Source organism: Sphingomonas sp. (assembly GCF_051962185.1).
Classification (GTDB): Bacteria; Pseudomonadota; Alphaproteobacteria; order Sphingomonadales; family Sphingomonadaceae; genus Sphingomonas.
This window is the reverse complement of sequence record NZ_JBQCCN010000334.1, coordinates 1-15,202: the sequence shown is the minus strand read 5'-3', so window position 1 is coordinate 15,202 and position 15,202 is coordinate 1. Positions and strand designations below refer to the sequence as shown.

Genomic DNA, 15,202 nt, shown 5'->3' with positions numbered 1-15,202 from the left:
GCTCCCCGGCAAACCGGCAAAACCGATTGCCGCCACCGGCAAGTCTTTGCCGCTTTCCCCTGCCGCAGGAGGCAAAACCGCCTCCCAGCGGCAATTGGCACGCCCCTTGCTGACCTCTCGCGCAGGATTTTCACGCGAGGTACGGCGATGGCCGACGACACTCTGGTCGGGATACATGGGGCGGCGCTCGAAGTGCGCGGGCAGCGCATGGGCGTGCTCGCGTCGAACATCGCCAATGCCTCGACCCCGGGGTTCAAGGCGCGCGACATCGATTTCCAGCAGGCGCTGTCGGCAGCGACCGCGCCGGGCGGCCTCGGCGACAACGGCCTCGCGAGCGCGACCAAATATCGCGTGCCGCTGCAGCCCAGCCTCGACGGCAACACCGTCGACCTGTCGACCGAGCAGACCGCGTTCGCCGAGAACGCCGTCCAATACCAGACGACCTTGTCTTTCCTGAACGGGCGGATCGGCCAGATCACCCGCGCGCTGAGGGGCGAATAATCATGGGCAGTGGACCGCTGACGATCTTCCAGGTCTCGGGCCGCGCGATGAGCGCGCAGCTCGTGCGCCTGAACACGACGGCCTCCAACCTGGCCAATGCCGGGTCGGTCGCGAGCTCGCCCGATACCGCTTATCGCACGATCAAGCCGGTGTTCCGCACCAGCTTCGACAAGGCGTCGGGCATGTCGACGGTCGACGTCGAAAGCGTCGTCACCGCCGGCGAACAGCCCACCAAACGCTACGACCCTACCAACCCGGTGGCCGACAAGGACGGCAATGTCTGGGAGTCGGCGGTCGATGAGACGCGCGAACTGGTCGACATGATGGAGACCAGCCGCAGCTACCAGAACAATGTCGAGGTCATGCAGACAGCCAAGTCGCTGATCCTCGATACCCTCAAGCTCGGGAAGTAACCGATGACCTCGACTTTCGACACCACGCTCGCCAATCTCGGCATCTCGCGCACCGGAACGTCGACGCCGACCGTCGCGCCGGCCGGTTCGGGATCGCAGACGCTCGGCCAGGCCGACTTCCTGAAGCTGATGACCGCGCAGATGCAGAATCAGGATCCGTTCAACCCGGTCGACAACACCCAGATGGTCGCCCAGATGGCGCAATTCTCATCGCTGTCGGGCATCTCGCAGATGAACACGACGCTGCAGTCGATCGCCGACAAATTGACCGGCACCTCCGCCAGCGACGCGATGGCCTATGTCGGCAAGACCGTGCTGACGCCGGGCGACACCGCCTTCGGTCGTACCGCCGGCGGCATCGCCGGGGCTGTCGAACTCGACAGCGCGGCGAGCGACGTCAAGGTCACCATCCAGGACCAGAGCGGCAACGTCCTCAAGACGCTCGATCTCGGCGCTCAGTCCAAAGGCACCGCGACGTTCGATTGGGACGGCAAGACCGACGCCGGCGCCGATGCCGGCGCGGGGCCCTTCAAGGTCGTCTCCAACGCCAATGCGGGCGGCGCCACGGTGGGAAGCCACACCTTGGTCTGGGCGCCGGTCACCTCCGTCTCGATGCCCTCGTCGGGCAATCCCGTCCTCAATGTCGCCGGTATCGGCAACGTCGACCTCTCCGACGTTCGCCAGATCGGCTGATCCACCCCATTCCCCAAGGAGCCTGAACCATGTCCTTCTACACGTCGCTTTCCGGCCTCAACGCCGCCCAGACGCAGATGTCGACGATCTCGCACAATCTCGCCAACGTCGACACCAACGGATTCAAGAAGAGCGTCACCGAATTCGCCGACGTCATCGCGTCGAGCGTCAATCTGTCGCCGACGATGATGGTCGGCGCCGGCACGATGGTGAAAGGCAACGTCCAACAGTTCAGCCAGGGCAATTTCATTCAGTCGTCGTCGGCGCTCGACCTCGCCATTTCGGGCGACGGCTTCTTCGCGATCAAGCCGCAGCTCAACGGCTCCAACGTCAATTACACCCGCAACGGCGGCTTCATGGTCAATCCCGACCATTATGTCACCGACGCGCAGGGCAATTACCTGCAGGTCTACCCGGTCGACGGATCGGGCGCGGTTGTCGCCACCGGCCTCGACCAGACCGTCAGCCTGCAGCTGCCGACCACCAGCGGCACGCCGAGCCCGACGCAGAACGTCGGCATGACCGTCAATCTCTCGGCCAGCGCCGCGGTACCCGGGACCGCCACCTTCGATCGCTTCGATCCGTCGAGCTACAACCAGTCGACCCAGACCACGGTTTATGACGCGTCGGGCAATCCGCAGACCATGACGACCTATTTCAAGCGCGAGACGACCGCCACGCCGTCGACCTGGTCGGCGTACAGCTTCATCGGCGACAAGCCGCTGACCTCGGGCGGATCGGATCACATCACGATGACGTTCGATTCGACCGGCGCCATGACCGCGCCGACCGGCGCCACCACGTTCGATCCGGTCACCCCGGCCGGCGCTGCCGCCGCGCAGACGATCAACTTCACGTTCGGCGCGGCCACCGCGCAGACCTCGACCGCCTTCAACATCGTGTCGCGCAGCGCCGACGGCAGCGCGGTCGGCCAGCTCCAGGGCGTGACCGTCGACGGCGACGGCACGGTCAAGGCGAGCTTCTCGAACGGCGACGTCAAGGCGCTCGGCAAGGTCGTGCTGGCGAACTTCACCAATCCGACCGGCCTTCGCCAGCTCGGCGATTCGACCTGGTCGGCGACCGGCCTGTCGGGGGCGCCGACGGTCGGATCGCCGGGCAGCGACGGTTTCGGCAATCTGATGTCGTCGACCATCGAACGCTCGAACGTCGACATCACCGAGGAACTCGTCAACCTGATCGCCGCGCAGCGCAATTTCCAGGCGAACGCCAAGGCGCTCGATACCGCCAGCCAGATCTCCGAAACGATCTTCAACATCCGCAGCTGATGATCGTGGGACGCAAGGAGGCTAACGCATGGACAAGCTGATCTACACCGCGGCGTCGGGGCTCAAGAGCCACATGGCGGCGCAGGCGGCGATCGCCAACAACATGGCGAATGCGTCGACGATCGGCTTCCGCGCCGAAAAGGTGAATTTCGACAGCCTGATGCTCAAGGGCCCGGGCTTCGACAGCCGCCAGCCGGCATCGGAGGAAGTGACCGATTTCGACCGCAGCGCGGGCGCGATCACGACCACCGGTCGCAATCTCGATATCGCCATCCCGGGCGACCAGTGGATGGCGGTGCAGGCGACCGACGGTACGGAAGCCTATACGCGCCGCGGCGACCTCAGCATTTCCGCGACGGGCGTCTTGGAGACCGGCGACGGTTTCCCGGTGATGGGGTCGGGGGGCCCCATCACCGTGCCGCCCGCGACCTCGGTGTCGATCGCGCAGGACGGGACGATCTCGATCATTCCGGTCGGCGGCGACGCCAAGAACCCGCAGGTCATCGACCGCATCAAACTCGCCAGTCCCAAGGGATCGCAGACGATCAAGGGGCTCGACAATCTGGTCCATGTGAAAGGCGGCGGCGTGCTGCCGACCGACGAGGATGCCAAGTGCATCTCGGGCGCGCTGGAACAGTCGAACGTCAACATGACGCAGGCGCTGGTCGACATGATCGAGAACCAGCGCAGCTACGAAGTGCAGGCCAATCTGATGAAGTCGGCCAAGGACATGGACGAAAGCGCCGCATCCGTGATGCGGATGCCGAGCTGAGGAGTAGAATGAGATGAGCAGCGCAGCGATGCACATCGCCCGCACCGGCCTGGATGCCCAGGACATGCGGATGCGGGTGATCTCGAACAACCTGGCCAACGTCAATACGACCGGCTTCAAGAAGGACCGCGCGTCGTTCGCGACCCTGTCCTATCAGACCGTCACCACCGCCGGCGCGCAATCGTCGAGCGACAGCAAATACGCGACCGGCCTCAACCTCGGCACTGGCGTGCGCATCCAGGGCACCTCGCGCGAGGATACCCAGGGCTCGATGCAGACCACCGGCAACAGCCTCGACATGGCATTGGACGGCGACGGCTATTTCCAGGTCCAGCTGCCCGGCGGCCAGCTCGGCTATACCCGCGCGGGCAATTTCTCGCGTTCGCCCGAAGGCTTGCTGGTCACCAACGAAGGCTATCAGGTGATGCCCGGGATCACCGTGCCCGAGGGCGCGACCCAGATCACCGTCGGCACCGACGGCACCGTCTCGGCGACGATCGCCGGCCAGACCGAACCGAGCGTGCTCGGCCAGCTCCAGGTCGCGACCTTCCCCAATCCGGGCGGGCTGCAGTCGAAAGGCGACAACTATCTGCTCGAAACCGCCGCGTCGGGCGCCGCCAATCTCGGCGTTCCGGGCGAGGACGGCCGCGGCATGGTCCGCCAGGGCATGCTCGAGGCGTCCAACGTCAACGTCGTCGAGGAGCTGGTCGACATGATCGAATGCCAGCGCGCCTATGAGGTCAATTCGAAGATGATCTCGGCGACCGACGACATGCTCAAATATGTGAACCAGAACATCTGATGCGCACGCTCTTCACCATCGTCGGCGCCGCTGCCGCCATCGCTCTCTCCGTCTCGGCCGGTGCGCCCGCGCACGCGGGCATCTTCGGCAAGAAGAAGCCGGCGGAGGATTATTCGGCCGCTCCGCCGGTACCGCCGCCGCCGGCGCCGGCCAACGGCTCGATCTTCCAGGCGCAGAACGGCTATGCGGCGCTCTACGAGGGCTCGGTGGCGAGGAAGGTCGGCGATCCACTGACCATCGTGCTGGTCGAGAACACCCAGGCGTCGAAATCCTCGTCGTCGAAGCTCGATTCGGGCGGCGGCTTCGGCCTGACCCCGCCGACCACCGGTGCGCTGTCGCTGTTCAAGAGCACCGACGCGTCGGTCAGCGGCACGCGCAACTTCAGCGGTCAGGGTACTGCCGACCAGTCCAACTCGCTGTCGGGCGAAGTCTCGGTCACGGTGGTCGCGGTCTATGGCAACGGCACGATGCTGGTGCAGGGGCAGAAGCGTGTCACGCTCAATCGCGGCGACGAGTTCGTCCAGATCAAGGGCATCGTCCGTACCGCAGACATCAGCGCCGATAATCGCGTGCTGTCGACCCGCGTGGCCGACGCCCGCATCGCCTATACCGGCAAGGGCGACGTGGCCCGCGCCGGCCGCCAGGGCTGGCTCGGTCGTTTCTTCTCGGTGATCAGCCCGTTTTGATTGATGGCTTAAAAAAGCCCCTCCCCTTCAGAGACGGGTTGGGGGTGGGACAGTGCCGCGGGCAGATTGCTTGAGGATCGGCCCCACCCCAACCCCGTTCCGGGTGAACGATGCCCCGCATCGTTCAGGCCATGCCGGGGGCATGGCCGACCCGGAGCGCCTGAAGGGGAGGGGCTATAGCGTCGCCGCCCCGGAGGCATGCCGACACAAAACTCAATGCTCATCCGGTTTGGTTAGCAGAGCTTTAACCATCCTCATGCCAGACCGCCGGGCGACAATGATTGGATATCGTCCCATGCTGCGTGCCCTGCTCGTCTTCCTGGCCCTGATGACCGGTATCGCCGCGTCCCCGGCCTCGGCCGATCGCATCAAGGACCTGGGCACCTTCCAGGGTATCCGCAGCAACCAGCTGACCGGCTACGGCATCGTGGTCGGCCTGGCGGGCACCGGCGACGACAATCTCGAATATACGATGCAGTCGATGAAGGCGGTCGCCTCGCGCTTCGGCCTGCAATTGCCCGCCAACGTCAACCCCGGCCTGAAAAACGCTGCGGTGGTGATGATCACCGCCGAATTGCCGCCCTTCGCCAAGCCGGGCCAGCGGATCGACATCACCGTCGCCTCGATGGGCAAGGCCAAAAGCCTGCGCGGCGGCGCGCTGATCCTGACGCCGCTGATGGGCGCCGACGGCCAGATCTATGCGATGGCGCAAGGCAATCTCGCGGTCGGCGGTCTCGGCATCGAGGGCAAGGACGGATCGTCGGTCGTGGTCAACGTGCCCTCGACCGGCCGCATCCCGGAGGGTGCCACGGTCGAACGCACCGTCGATACCGGGTTCGCCAGCGCTCCCGGCCTGACCTTCAACCTCGCCCGCTCGGATTTCACCACGGCTCAGAATGTCGCCACTGCGATCAACGCGCGGTTCGGCGGCGGTGTCGCCGAAGCTGTCGACGGCGTGTCGATCAAGGTCACCGCGCCGGTCGGCGCCGACGTGCGCGCGACGATGATGAGCGAGATCGAGAATCTGACCGTGACCTCGGCCGAGCCGCCGGCGCGCGTCATCGTCAACGCCCGTACCGGCACGGTGGTGATCAACTCGACCGTTCGCGTCGGCGCCGCCGCGATCACCCATGGCAAGCTGACCGTCCGCATCGACGAGAAGCAGACGGTCGTGCAGCCCGCGCCGTTCAGCAACGGCCAGACCGCCAACGAGCAGAAATCGGGCGTCAACGTCGAGGAAGAGAAGCGCCCGATGTTCCTGATGGCGCCGGGGCCCAAGCTCGCCGACATCGTCAAGGCGGTGAACGCGATCGGCGCCTCGCCCTCGGACCTCGTCGCGATCCTCGAGGCACTCAAGGAGGCGGGCGCGCTCAAAGCCGACCTGATCATCCTGTGACCGATATCCCGACGCCGATCCAGCCGACCACGGGCATCTCGACCGACACCAGCCGGCTGACGTCGAACGCCAATCTGAAAAAGGCGGGGCAGCAGTTCGAGGCGGTGTTCATCAACATGATGCTCAAGTCGATGCGCCAGGCCAGCCTGGGCGACGGCTTGCTCGACGGCAAGAACACCGAGACCTTTCGCGACATGCAGGACAAGCAGGTCGCGGAGAGCATGGCCGCGCACCAGCCGATCGGCATCGGCAAGGCGATGACCGATTTCCTGGCGAAGTCGCAAAAGGCATTGCAGGATCCGCCCGCGCCCACATCCGCCGTTTCGCCCCCTGCTGACGGAGGCACGTCGTCATGAGCGACATGCTGTCGATCGGCGCGAGCGGATTGAAGGCCTATCAGGTCGCGCTCAATACCGTGTCGGAGAACATCTCCAACGCGGGAACGGTCGGCTATTCGCGTCGTACCGCCTCGACCGTGGAGGTCGCCGCGACCAGCGCGAATTCGACGATGAACGGTATGGGCTCGGCGGTGACCGGAATCGTCCGAGCCGGCGATTTCTACGCCGCGGCGCAGGTCCGCACCTCGGGCTCCGATCTCGCGCGCACCGACACCAGCGTGACCTGGCTCGACCGCATCGAATCGGGGCTCGACGGCAATCAGCTCAGCACCCGGCTGTCCAACTTCTTCACCGCCTCGACCACGCTCGCCGCCGATCCCACCTCGCTCGGCGCGCGCGCGTCGATGCTCGAGGCGGCCTCCGGCGTCGCCGGCGCGTTTTCCAGCACGGGCGCCGCCCTCGACCAGGTCCAGCAGGATCTCGACGGAACGGCGCAATCCTCGGTCGCCTCGCTCAACTCGGCGATGGCGACGCTCGCGCGGATCAACGACGGCCTCAGCCGCGCGACCGCCGGCACCTCCGGCGCGGCGGCGCTGCTCGATCAGCGCGACCAGGTGCTCGAACAGATGAGTGCGCTGACCGACGTGACGGTGCAGCTCGATTCGATCGGTCGCGCAACGGTGCGCGGCGGCGGCAGCGCCGGCCCGGTGCTGGTCGACGCCGGTCAGGCGGCGACGGTGGTCTATGCCACCAATTCGGCGGGCGCGGTGACGTACAACGTCGTCAATGGCGCCTCGCTCCAGACCCTCGCGCCGACGGGCGGCGCGCTCGCCGGCGTGGTCGATTCGATGCAACGCATCGTCGACGCCAAGACGCAGCTTCAGAGCCTCGCCAAGGATTTCGCCGACGGCGTCAACGCGATCCAGGCCGGCGGCCGCGACCTCGATGGCAATGCCGGCCAGCCGCTGTTCGCGATGGGCACCAGCGGCACCGCGCAGATGACCATGACGCTTGACGATCCGCGCGGGATCGCCGCGGCGGCGGTCGGCGGCGGCGCGCGCGACAACACCAATTTGATGTCGCTGGCGCAATTGCGCACCTCGGCCGGCTATGAGAACCGGATCGTCGACATGACCACCGCCAACGCCGCGACATTGGCGCAGCGCAAGGCGGTGGCCGATGCGCAATCGACCATCCACGACAATGCCGTCGCCGCGCGCGACAGCGCGTCCGGCGTCAATCTCGACACCGAAGCGGTCGATCTGATGCGATTCCAGCAGGCTTATGCCGCGACCGGCCGCGTCATCCAGGTCGCGCGCGAAACGATGCAGACGATCCTCGATATCAGGTAACGATCATGCAGATCTCGACCAGCCAATTCTATACGTTCAACCAGAACAGCATGCAGTCGCTGACCGCGACTGCCGACAAGCTGCAGACGCAGATTTCGACGACCAAGCGCATCAACGCGCCGTCCGACGACGCCGTCGCCTGGCGGCGGCTGCAGAGCCTGGCGATCGCCGGCGCCGACGATACGGCATACGGCGGCAACCTGACCCTGGTCGGGACGACCCTGAGCCAGGCGGACGGGGCGCTCAGCTCGATCACCGACGCATTGCAACAGGCCAAGGAACTCGCGGTCAAGGCGAACAGCGGCACGCTGTCGCCAAGCGATCGCTCGGCGATCGCCGACCAGCTCGACACGATCGTCACCAATCTCGTCAGCTACGCCAACGTCAAGGATTCGCGCGGCGCCGCGATCTTCGCGGACGGCGATGGCGACGCGGTGACCAAGAATGCCGACGGCACGTTCAGTTTCTCGACCACCGGTCCGACCTCTGTGCCGGTCGGCGCCAACGAAACGATCCAGCCCGGCGATTCGGCCACGCGCTTGTTCGTCGATGCGAGCGGCAACAATATCTTGTCGACGCTCTCCGCCCTGTCCGCCGCGCTCCGGGGAAGCGGCGACGTCTCGGCGGTCGCGGGGTCGGCCGGCGACGCGCTCCAGGCGGCGAACGATCAGGCCGCCAGCGTCCAGGCGGGCCTCGGCGCGCGCGCCGCGCGGGTCGATCTGGAAACGTCGCGGCTCAAGGATGTCGCCACCGACCGCGAGGCGACCCGCTCCGCGCTCGAGGATACCGACGTCACGGCGGCGATCACCAATTTGCAGAAGACGATGACGACGCTGCAGGCGACCCAGGCCAGCTTCACCAAGCTCGCCAGCATGTCGCTGTTCGACTTCCTGAAGTAGGATTTTCCGGCTGAAGCGACCTTTCGCAGCGTGCCGCCGACACCGCGGCCGCGCTCCGTTCCACCCGCTTTTTTCCATACCGGGTCGGCAAAACGCCGCTTGGTTAACCGGTTGGCTACGAAAAGCCGATTAACCATTGGCGAAACCGGTCGTTCTCCGGTTCAGGCCGCGATCGCAGGGGGAAGTTAGAGCTACGATGTTTCCGGCAATCGGCCTTGTTGTTCTTCTCGCGATGGTGTTCGGCGGGTTCGCCTTTACGGGCGGCGCGCTGGGACCCGTGCTCGAGGCCATTCCGCACGAAATGCTCATCATCGGCGGCGCCGGGGCCGGCGCGCTGATCATCGGCAACTCGCCCAAGGAGCTCAAGGCGCTGGGCGGCGGCATCATGAAGGTGATGAAGGGGCCGAAATACAAGAAACAGGATTATCTCGACGTCATCTTCCTCGTCTCCAAGCTGATGAAGATGCTCAGGATGGACGGGCCGATCGCGCTCGAGCCGCATGTCGAGGATCCCAAGTCCTCCGCCATCTGCGCCGAATATCCCCGCCGCCGGGCCGATCACTCCTTGGGCCATCTGATCGCGGACACGCTCCGCCTCGTCGTCGTTTCGTCGGGCACGCTCGACGTCCACGCGGTCGAGGAAGTGATGGATAACGCGATCAAGACCCATCACCACGCGGTCGAAGGGCCGCAGCACACGCTGCAGAGCCTGGCCGACGCCTTGCCCGCGCTCGGTATCGTCGCGGCAGTGCTCGGCGTGGTGAAGACGATGGGCTCGATCGACAAGCCGCCGACGATCCTCGGCGCGATGATCGGATCGGCGCTGGTCGGCACGTTCATGGGCGTGCTGCTGGCCTACGGCATGGTTGGCCCGCTGGCGACTCGCCTCAAGCAGATCATCGACGCCGACGCCGCGATCTATCACGTGGTCAAGCAGATCATCATCGCCTCGCTGCACGGTCACCCGCAGCCGCTGGTGATCGAGGCCGCACGCTCGGGCATCGCCCACGTCAACCAGCCCGCTTTCGCCGAGGTCTTCGACGGCCTGCGTGGGCGCTGATCATGCGGGTACCCGCTTCCGTCTATAAGGTTCGCGCAGAGGCGCAGAGGGCGCGGAGGCGTTCCCCTGCGCGGCAGCGCATCTGCTTTGAGCCGCTCGGGGTGAAAGGCCGCTCGCGCGGCCGGGCGATACGCCGCAGCGCTCTCTGCGCCTCTGCGCGAACCGATATCCTGCTAACCGCGGCGGCAACCTGATGGCCTCCGCGCGCGCTCCGCACGGCAGCAACCAGCCGCCGAAGATCATCGTCAAGAAGGTCTATATCGAGGGCCATGGCGCGCATCACGGCGGCGCGTGGAAGGTCGCCTATGCCGACTTCGTGACGGCGATGATGGCATTCTTCCTGCTGCTGTGGATCCTCGGCGCGACGACCGAAAAGCAGCGCAAGGGCATCGCCGACTATTTCTCCCCGACGCTCGTCAACATGAAGGAAAATAGCGCTGGCTCGAACGGCATGTTCGGCGGGTCGTCGATCACCGACAAGGACAATTATCCCAACCGCGCGTCGCAGACCGGCACCAAGTCGCTGACCATTCCGGTCGGCGCGACCGGCGGCACCAAGATCGGCTCGGGCGAGAAGGGCTCGCTCAAGGCGCGGCTGACCGCGGAGGACAATCAGAATTTCGAGCAGATGAAGCGCAAACTCGAACAGGCGATGAAATCGCCCGCGCTCGCCAAGCTCGCCAGCCACGTGAAGTTCATCCAGACCCGCGATGGTCTCCGCATCGACCTGGTCGACGACGCCGATTATTCGATGTTCGCGCTCGGCACGACGCAATTGGTGCCGCAGGCGAGCGATCTGATCGGGATGATCGCCGCATCGATCAAGGGCATGGAAAACCCGATCATGATCCGCGGCCACACCGACAACCTCGCCTATGGCAACCCCTTGGCGATGAACAACTGGATGCTGTCGACCGGCCGCGCCGAGGCGACCCGCCGCCGGCTGGCGACGGGCGGGCTCGGCGAAACACGCTTCGATCGCATCGAGGGCGTCGCCGACCGCGAGCCGATGATCCAGGGCAATCCCGCCGACCCGCGCAACCGCCGCGTGTCGATCACCCTGCTGTACCGCGCGGGATCGTTCGGCGACGGCGGCAGTACCAGCATTCCAACGGGGCCGGGTGGCTTGAGCAAATAGTTTGTTGCGCTGCTTGGCGCATCAACCACCTCGTCGCTTTCATCACCCGATGGTCGCGGTCGGCTGCCAGCGTCGACAAGAAACCCCTTACCCGGCTTCACTTTTGGTCGTGCAACTCTTCCAACGTACCAATGGCGTATATTGCACCCGATATACGTCCAACCGGCTGCTGTCGCGGCCAGCCGCGATGTCGAACGTGTAGAGCATGGTATTCCGGCCGTTTCGTACAGCCACTCTCCGCCCGCCATCCTCTGTAGGATACACCTGCCCATGGTTCAGGTCGGCAAGGCATGCGGCAAGCATCTGCGCGCTTTCCGGAACCCGCGTCGATTCCACGCGCGTGCCGGCTAGTGAAGGCATCGGAAGTTGCGGTTCGCGAGAGAATTCCGACCCATGAAAGAGGGACTCGTAAACCATGAACAGTGCGGAGCAGACGAAAACAGCATTGACGAGAGTCGAGGTCCACCAGTCCAGTGAACCATTGGGATAATGTGCCCAGCCACTTGTTCCAGGAACGCGAAACTGGCTCTTCCTCAAACCTCGACTAAAGAAGTACAGCGTCGCCGCGAGGAATGGGACACTCAGCAGAAGCCAAGGGGTGGGATCCAGCTTTACCACCGGCCCTTCATCGCCGACCCTTCCAAAGTCCGCAACCAGCTCGTTGGCGCCAATCTGTGATCTTTCCGGATTAGTCGAAATTGGGCCCATTGCCGCCGGCTGTCACCCGTCCTAGCCTTCCCCGATGCTCTCCTTTCTCCTGATGGCGGCCGCCGCAAGCGGGACAGCGGTCGCTGATGGCACCCCGCCGCGGACGCTCGCCGACATGCCCTGCCCGCCGATGCCGGTCGTCAGTCCCGAGCGCATGGCGCTGATCGTCGATCCGCGGCCGCATATCGCCGCCACACTGCCGGCCAGCGCTCAAGATCGGGCCAATTTCGTGGCCTGGTCGAAGCTCGATCCCGAGGGGCTGTGCCGGTATCGCGAGGAGAACAAGGCGCTGCCGCCGCCGACGCGCCGCCGCGTCGTCTTCATCGGCGATTCGATCACCGAAGCATGGCGGCCATCCGTCCCGCAATTGTTCGCCGGCGACGTGATCGATCGCGGCGTGTCGGGCCAGACCACCAGTCAGATGCTCGCGCGATTCCGCGCCGACGTGATCGCGCTCCATCCCGCGGTGGTCCACATCATGGGCGGGATCAACGATATCCATAATCCGCCGGGCACGGCGCTGACCCGCTCCAACATCGAGTCGATGGTCGAGCTGGCGCGCGCGCATGGCATCAAGGTGATCCTGGGTGCGGTGACGCCCTCGTCCTTCTTTCAGGGGTCGCCCGACATCGTCCCCGGCCCGCGCATCGCCTGGCTCAACGACTGGCTCCGCGACTATGCCGCCAAAAACGGCCTGATCTTCGTCGATTATCATGCGCCGCTGGTCGATCGAAAGCTCGGGATCAGGGACGGCCTGTCGAACGATGGGCTTCATCCCAATCGCCGCGGATTCGAGCTGATCACCCCCCTCGCCCGAAACGCTATCCGGCGCGCGCTGGCGCAACGCGGACGATAGGTCCCCACGAATAGCGCGCCCCGGAATCGATTGGAGAAGCCTCGCTGCGCCCCCGGCAGGCTCGCCATTGCCGGCCGCCGCCGCCCGTCCTAGCCTTGCTTCATGCTTTCCTTGCTCCTGATGGCCGCCGCCAGCGCCGCCCAGCCCGTCGCCTCGGTCCGCGTGACCTTCGATCGTAAGGGCGAGACCTCGGCGCGCGCCGAGGGTTTTGCCGATCCCGCGGTCAATCGCGGCGTGACGCCCGACGATCCGGTGCGGATCGCGTCGATCTCGAAGATGGTGACGACCATCGCGGTGATGCGGCTGGTCGAGCAGGGCAAGCTCGACCTCGATACCGACGTATCCAAATGGCTCGGCTACACCTTCCGCAACCCGGCGTTTCCCGACACGCCGATCACGCTGCGCGAATTGCTGTCGCACCGCTCGAGCCTGACCGACAATATCGACTATGTCCTGCCGCTCGACGGCGACATGCGCGCGACGCTGGCCAATCCCAAGGCCTGGGACGCCGAGCACGCACCGGGCACGTTCTTCCGCTACACCAATTTCAACTTCCCGGTGGTCGGCGCGGTGATGGAGCGCGCGACCGGCGAGCGGTTCGACCGGCTGATGGACCGGCTGGTGCTCAAGCCGCTCCGGCTCAAGGCCTGCTATCAATGGGACACATGCGACGACGCGACGATCGCGCATGGCGTCGTGCTGTTCCGCGGCGGCCAGGTGACCAAGGACGACAATCACGGCAAGCGCCCCGCCTGCCCCGTCACCCCGGCGACCGACGGCAGTTGCGACCTGTCGCGCTGGAAGCCCGGCGCCAACGGGGCGATGTTCGCGCCGCAATCGGGGCTGCACATCTCGGCGCGCGGGCTCGAGACGATCGGGCGGATGCTGCTCGGCAACGGCAAGGTCGACGGCGTTCGCCTGCTCTCGCCCGCCTCGGTCAAGGCGATGGAGACGCCAGCCTGGACCTATGACGGCAGCAACGGCGACATCGGCGACGGCTGGGTCTGCACCTATGGCCTCGGCATGTTCCTGACCGCCACGCCTCACGCCGGATGCCATGACGATCCGTTCGGCGACGGCAAGCGGCGCTTCGGCCATCTCGGCGACGCCTACGGCCTCAAGTCCGGGCTATGGATCGACCCGGTCGGCGGCACCGGCACGGCCTATTTCGCGACCGACGTGCCGCCCGACAAAGGTATGCATTCGAGCTATACCATCACTGAAGAGTCGCTAGCCCAACCTTGACGCCGATCGACGGCGCCGAAAGGATCGGCGCCATGAAGCTGCGCCTCGCTCTCGCCGCCACCCTGCTCGCCGGTTGTTCGATCGGTGCCGCATCCTCCCCCGCCGCCAATGCCGACCTGCTGCTGCGCGGCGGCACCGTCTATACCGGCGACGGCGCGCCGTTCACCGGCGATGTCGCGATCAAGGGCGACAAGATCGTCGCGGTCGGCCCGCATCTGAAAATCGCGGCGGCGCGGACGATCGACGCGACCGGCATGATCGTCGCACCGGGCTTCATCGATCCGCACACCCATGCCGGTCCCTGGCTCGCCTCGGCCGATGCCAAGACACGCCTCATCCCGGCTTTCCTGCTGCAGGGGGTGACCACCGCGTTCATCGGCAACGACGGCGGCGGCAGCACCGACGTCACCGGCACGCTGTCGACGCCCAAGACCAAGCCGGTCGGGATCAATTTCGCGACCTACGTCGGCTTTGGCGCAATCCGCAGCCAGGTGATCGGGAACGCCGACCGCGCACCGACGCCCGAGGAACTCGCCAAGGAAAAGGCACTGGTCGCCAAGGGCATGTGCGAAGGCGCGATCGGCTTTTCGACCGGCCTGTTCTATTCGCCGCAGAGCTTTTCCAAGACCGACGAGGTGATCGCCTTGTCGCAGGAAGCGGCTAGGCGCGGCGGCTATTACGACAGCCATATCCGCGACGAGTCGAGCTACACCGTCGGCCTCGCCGCCGCGATCGACGAGGCGATCGCGATCGGCAAGGCGACCGGCATGCCGATCCATATCAGCCACATCAAGGCGCTGGGCGTCGACGTCCAGGGCATGGCGCCGATGATCATCGCCAAGATCGACGCGGCGCGCGCCGCCGGGGTCAACATCACCGCCAGCCAATATCCCTGGTCGGCGTCGGGCACGAGCCTGGTCGCGTCGCTGCTCCCGCTCTGCGCGCACGACGGCGGCCGGCCGGCATATCTCAAGCGCTTCGACGACCCCTCGCCCACCAAACAGCTGCGCGACGGCAACGCCGAGGACATGCGCAAGCGCGGCGGCCCGCCTTCGCT

Annotated in this window: 17 protein-coding genes; 16 read left to right on the top strand and 1 reads right to left on the bottom strand. The window is 65.8% G+C overall.

Features of this window, described 5'->3' with window-relative positions:
* Positions 1-147 precede the first annotated feature (147 nt).
* From flgB to ACTHJR_RS20365, 13 genes are all read left to right on the top strand, one after another.
* Positions 148-501, top strand: a complete 354-nt coding sequence (gene flgB / locus ACTHJR_RS20425) for a flagellar basal body rod protein FlgB (RefSeq protein ID WP_440525261.1) — start codon at positions 148-150, stop codon at positions 499-501.
* A 2-nt stretch (positions 502-503) separates the two neighbouring features.
* The gene (gene flgC / locus ACTHJR_RS20420) at positions 504-914 is read left to right on the top strand and encodes a flagellar basal body rod protein FlgC (protein ID WP_440525260.1); all 411 of its coding nucleotides are present in this window, start codon (positions 504-506) and stop codon (positions 912-914) included.
* A 3-nt stretch (positions 915-917) separates the two neighbouring features.
* Complete coding sequence (locus tag ACTHJR_RS20415; RefSeq protein WP_440525259.1) at positions 918-1,607, top strand: flagellar hook assembly protein FlgD; 690 nt, start codon at positions 918-920, stop codon at positions 1,605-1,607.
* Between the two features lie 29 nt (positions 1,608-1,636).
* Complete coding sequence (locus tag ACTHJR_RS20410) at positions 1,637-2,893, top strand: flagellar hook protein FlgE (RefSeq protein ID WP_440525258.1); 1,257 nt, start codon at positions 1,637-1,639, stop codon at positions 2,891-2,893.
* A gap of 28 nt (positions 2,894-2,921) precedes the next feature.
* Complete coding sequence (gene flgF, locus ACTHJR_RS20405) at positions 2,922-3,665, top strand: flagellar basal-body rod protein FlgF (protein WP_440525257.1); 744 nt, start codon at positions 2,922-2,924, stop codon at positions 3,663-3,665.
* A 13-nt stretch (positions 3,666-3,678) separates the two neighbouring features.
* Positions 3,679-4,467: a flagellar basal-body rod protein FlgG gene (gene flgG / locus ACTHJR_RS20400; protein ID WP_440525256.1), complete on the top strand. Its 789-nt coding sequence runs from the start codon at positions 3,679-3,681 to the stop codon at positions 4,465-4,467.
* Positions 4,467-5,153: a flagellar basal body L-ring protein FlgH gene (locus ACTHJR_RS20395; RefSeq protein ID WP_440525255.1), complete on the top strand. Its 687-nt coding sequence runs from the start codon at positions 4,467-4,469 to the stop codon at positions 5,151-5,153. Before flgG ends, ACTHJR_RS20395 begins: the two co-directional genes overlap by 1 nt.
* 295 nt (positions 5,154-5,448) lie before the next feature.
* Entirely contained in the window at positions 5,449-6,549 is a 1,101-nt protein-coding gene (locus tag ACTHJR_RS20390; protein WP_440525254.1) for a flagellar basal body P-ring protein FlgI, read from the top strand.
* A complete protein-coding gene (locus ACTHJR_RS20385; protein ID WP_440525253.1) occupies positions 6,546-6,905 on the top strand; it encodes a rod-binding protein in 360 nt (119 codons plus the stop codon). Before ACTHJR_RS20390 ends, ACTHJR_RS20385 begins: the two co-directional genes overlap by 4 nt.
* Positions 6,902-8,239: a flagellar hook-associated protein FlgK gene (flgK, locus tag ACTHJR_RS20380; protein ID WP_440525252.1), complete on the top strand. Its 1,338-nt coding sequence runs from the start codon at positions 6,902-6,904 to the stop codon at positions 8,237-8,239. Before ACTHJR_RS20385 ends, flgK begins: the two co-directional genes overlap by 4 nt.
* 5 nt (positions 8,240-8,244) lie before the next feature.
* The gene (locus tag ACTHJR_RS20375; RefSeq protein WP_440525251.1) at positions 8,245-9,138 is read left to right on the top strand and encodes a flagellin N-terminal helical domain-containing protein; all 894 of its coding nucleotides are present in this window, start codon (positions 8,245-8,247) and stop codon (positions 9,136-9,138) included.
* A gap of 196 nt (positions 9,139-9,334) precedes the next feature.
* On the top strand, positions 9,335-10,198 hold the full coding sequence (motA, locus tag ACTHJR_RS20370; RefSeq protein WP_440525250.1) for a flagellar motor stator protein MotA: 864 nt from the start codon (positions 9,335-9,337) through the stop codon (positions 10,196-10,198).
* Between the two features lie 193 nt (positions 10,199-10,391).
* Complete coding sequence (locus ACTHJR_RS20365) at positions 10,392-11,336, top strand: flagellar motor protein MotB (RefSeq protein ID WP_440525249.1); 945 nt, start codon at positions 10,392-10,394, stop codon at positions 11,334-11,336.
* Positions 11,337-11,423: 87 nt separating this feature from the next.
* Here ACTHJR_RS20365 and ACTHJR_RS20360 read toward each other — a convergent pair whose 3' ends face one another.
* On the bottom strand, positions 11,424-12,044 hold the full coding sequence (locus tag ACTHJR_RS20360) for a hypothetical protein (RefSeq protein ID WP_440525248.1): 621 nt from the start codon (positions 12,042-12,044) through the stop codon (positions 11,424-11,426).
* A 34-nt stretch (positions 12,045-12,078) separates the two neighbouring features.
* On the opposite strand from ACTHJR_RS20360, the gene ACTHJR_RS20355 reads away from it, so the two are divergent.
* From ACTHJR_RS20355 to ACTHJR_RS20345, 3 genes are all read left to right on the top strand, one after another.
* Entirely contained in the window at positions 12,079-12,900 is an 822-nt protein-coding gene (locus tag ACTHJR_RS20355; RefSeq protein ID WP_440525247.1) for a GDSL-type esterase/lipase family protein, read from the top strand.
* A 102-nt stretch (positions 12,901-13,002) separates the two neighbouring features.
* Entirely contained in the window at positions 13,003-14,145 is a 1,143-nt protein-coding gene (locus tag ACTHJR_RS20350; RefSeq protein ID WP_440525246.1) for a serine hydrolase domain-containing protein, read from the top strand.
* A 32-nt stretch (positions 14,146-14,177) separates the two neighbouring features.
* Positions 14,178-15,202 (top strand): N-acyl-D-amino-acid deacylase family protein (locus ACTHJR_RS20345; protein ID WP_440525245.1); only part of this gene is annotated, 1,025 nt, incomplete at its 3' end.

Excerpts from the sequence above, each read along its gene's own strand:
- flgB (WP_440525261.1), top strand. The coding sequence starts at position 148 with ATGGCCGACGACACTCTGGTCGGGATACATGGGGCGGCGCTCGAAGTG.
- flgC (WP_440525260.1), top strand. The coding sequence starts at position 504 with ATGGGCAGTGGACCGCTGACGATCTTCCAGGTCTCGGGCCGCGCGATG.
- ACTHJR_RS20415 (WP_440525259.1), top strand. The coding sequence starts at position 918 with ATGACCTCGACTTTCGACACCACGCTCGCCAATCTCGGCATCTCGCGC.
- ACTHJR_RS20410 (WP_440525258.1), top strand. The coding sequence starts at position 1,637 with ATGTCCTTCTACACGTCGCTTTCCGGCCTCAACGCCGCCCAGACGCAG.
- flgF (WP_440525257.1), top strand. The coding sequence starts at position 2,922 with ATGGACAAGCTGATCTACACCGCGGCGTCGGGGCTCAAGAGCCACATG.
- flgG (WP_440525256.1), top strand. The coding sequence starts at position 3,679 with ATGAGCAGCGCAGCGATGCACATCGCCCGCACCGGCCTGGATGCCCAG.
- ACTHJR_RS20395 (WP_440525255.1), top strand. The coding sequence starts at position 4,467 with ATGCGCACGCTCTTCACCATCGTCGGCGCCGCTGCCGCCATCGCTCTC.
- ACTHJR_RS20390 (WP_440525254.1), top strand. The coding sequence starts at position 5,449 with ATGCTGCGTGCCCTGCTCGTCTTCCTGGCCCTGATGACCGGTATCGCC.
- flgK (WP_440525252.1), top strand. The coding sequence starts at position 6,902 with ATGAGCGACATGCTGTCGATCGGCGCGAGCGGATTGAAGGCCTATCAG.
- ACTHJR_RS20375 (WP_440525251.1), top strand. The coding sequence starts at position 8,245 with ATGCAGATCTCGACCAGCCAATTCTATACGTTCAACCAGAACAGCATG.
- motA (WP_440525250.1), top strand. The coding sequence starts at position 9,335 with ATGTTTCCGGCAATCGGCCTTGTTGTTCTTCTCGCGATGGTGTTCGGC.
- ACTHJR_RS20365 (WP_440525249.1), top strand. The coding sequence starts at position 10,392 with ATGGCCTCCGCGCGCGCTCCGCACGGCAGCAACCAGCCGCCGAAGATC.
- ACTHJR_RS20360 (WP_440525248.1), bottom strand. The coding sequence starts at position 12,044 with ATGGGCCCAATTTCGACTAATCCGGAAAGATCACAGATTGGCGCCAAC.
- ACTHJR_RS20355 (WP_440525247.1), top strand. The coding sequence starts at position 12,079 with ATGCTCTCCTTTCTCCTGATGGCGGCCGCCGCAAGCGGGACAGCGGTC.
- ACTHJR_RS20350 (WP_440525246.1), top strand. The coding sequence starts at position 13,003 with ATGCTTTCCTTGCTCCTGATGGCCGCCGCCAGCGCCGCCCAGCCCGTC.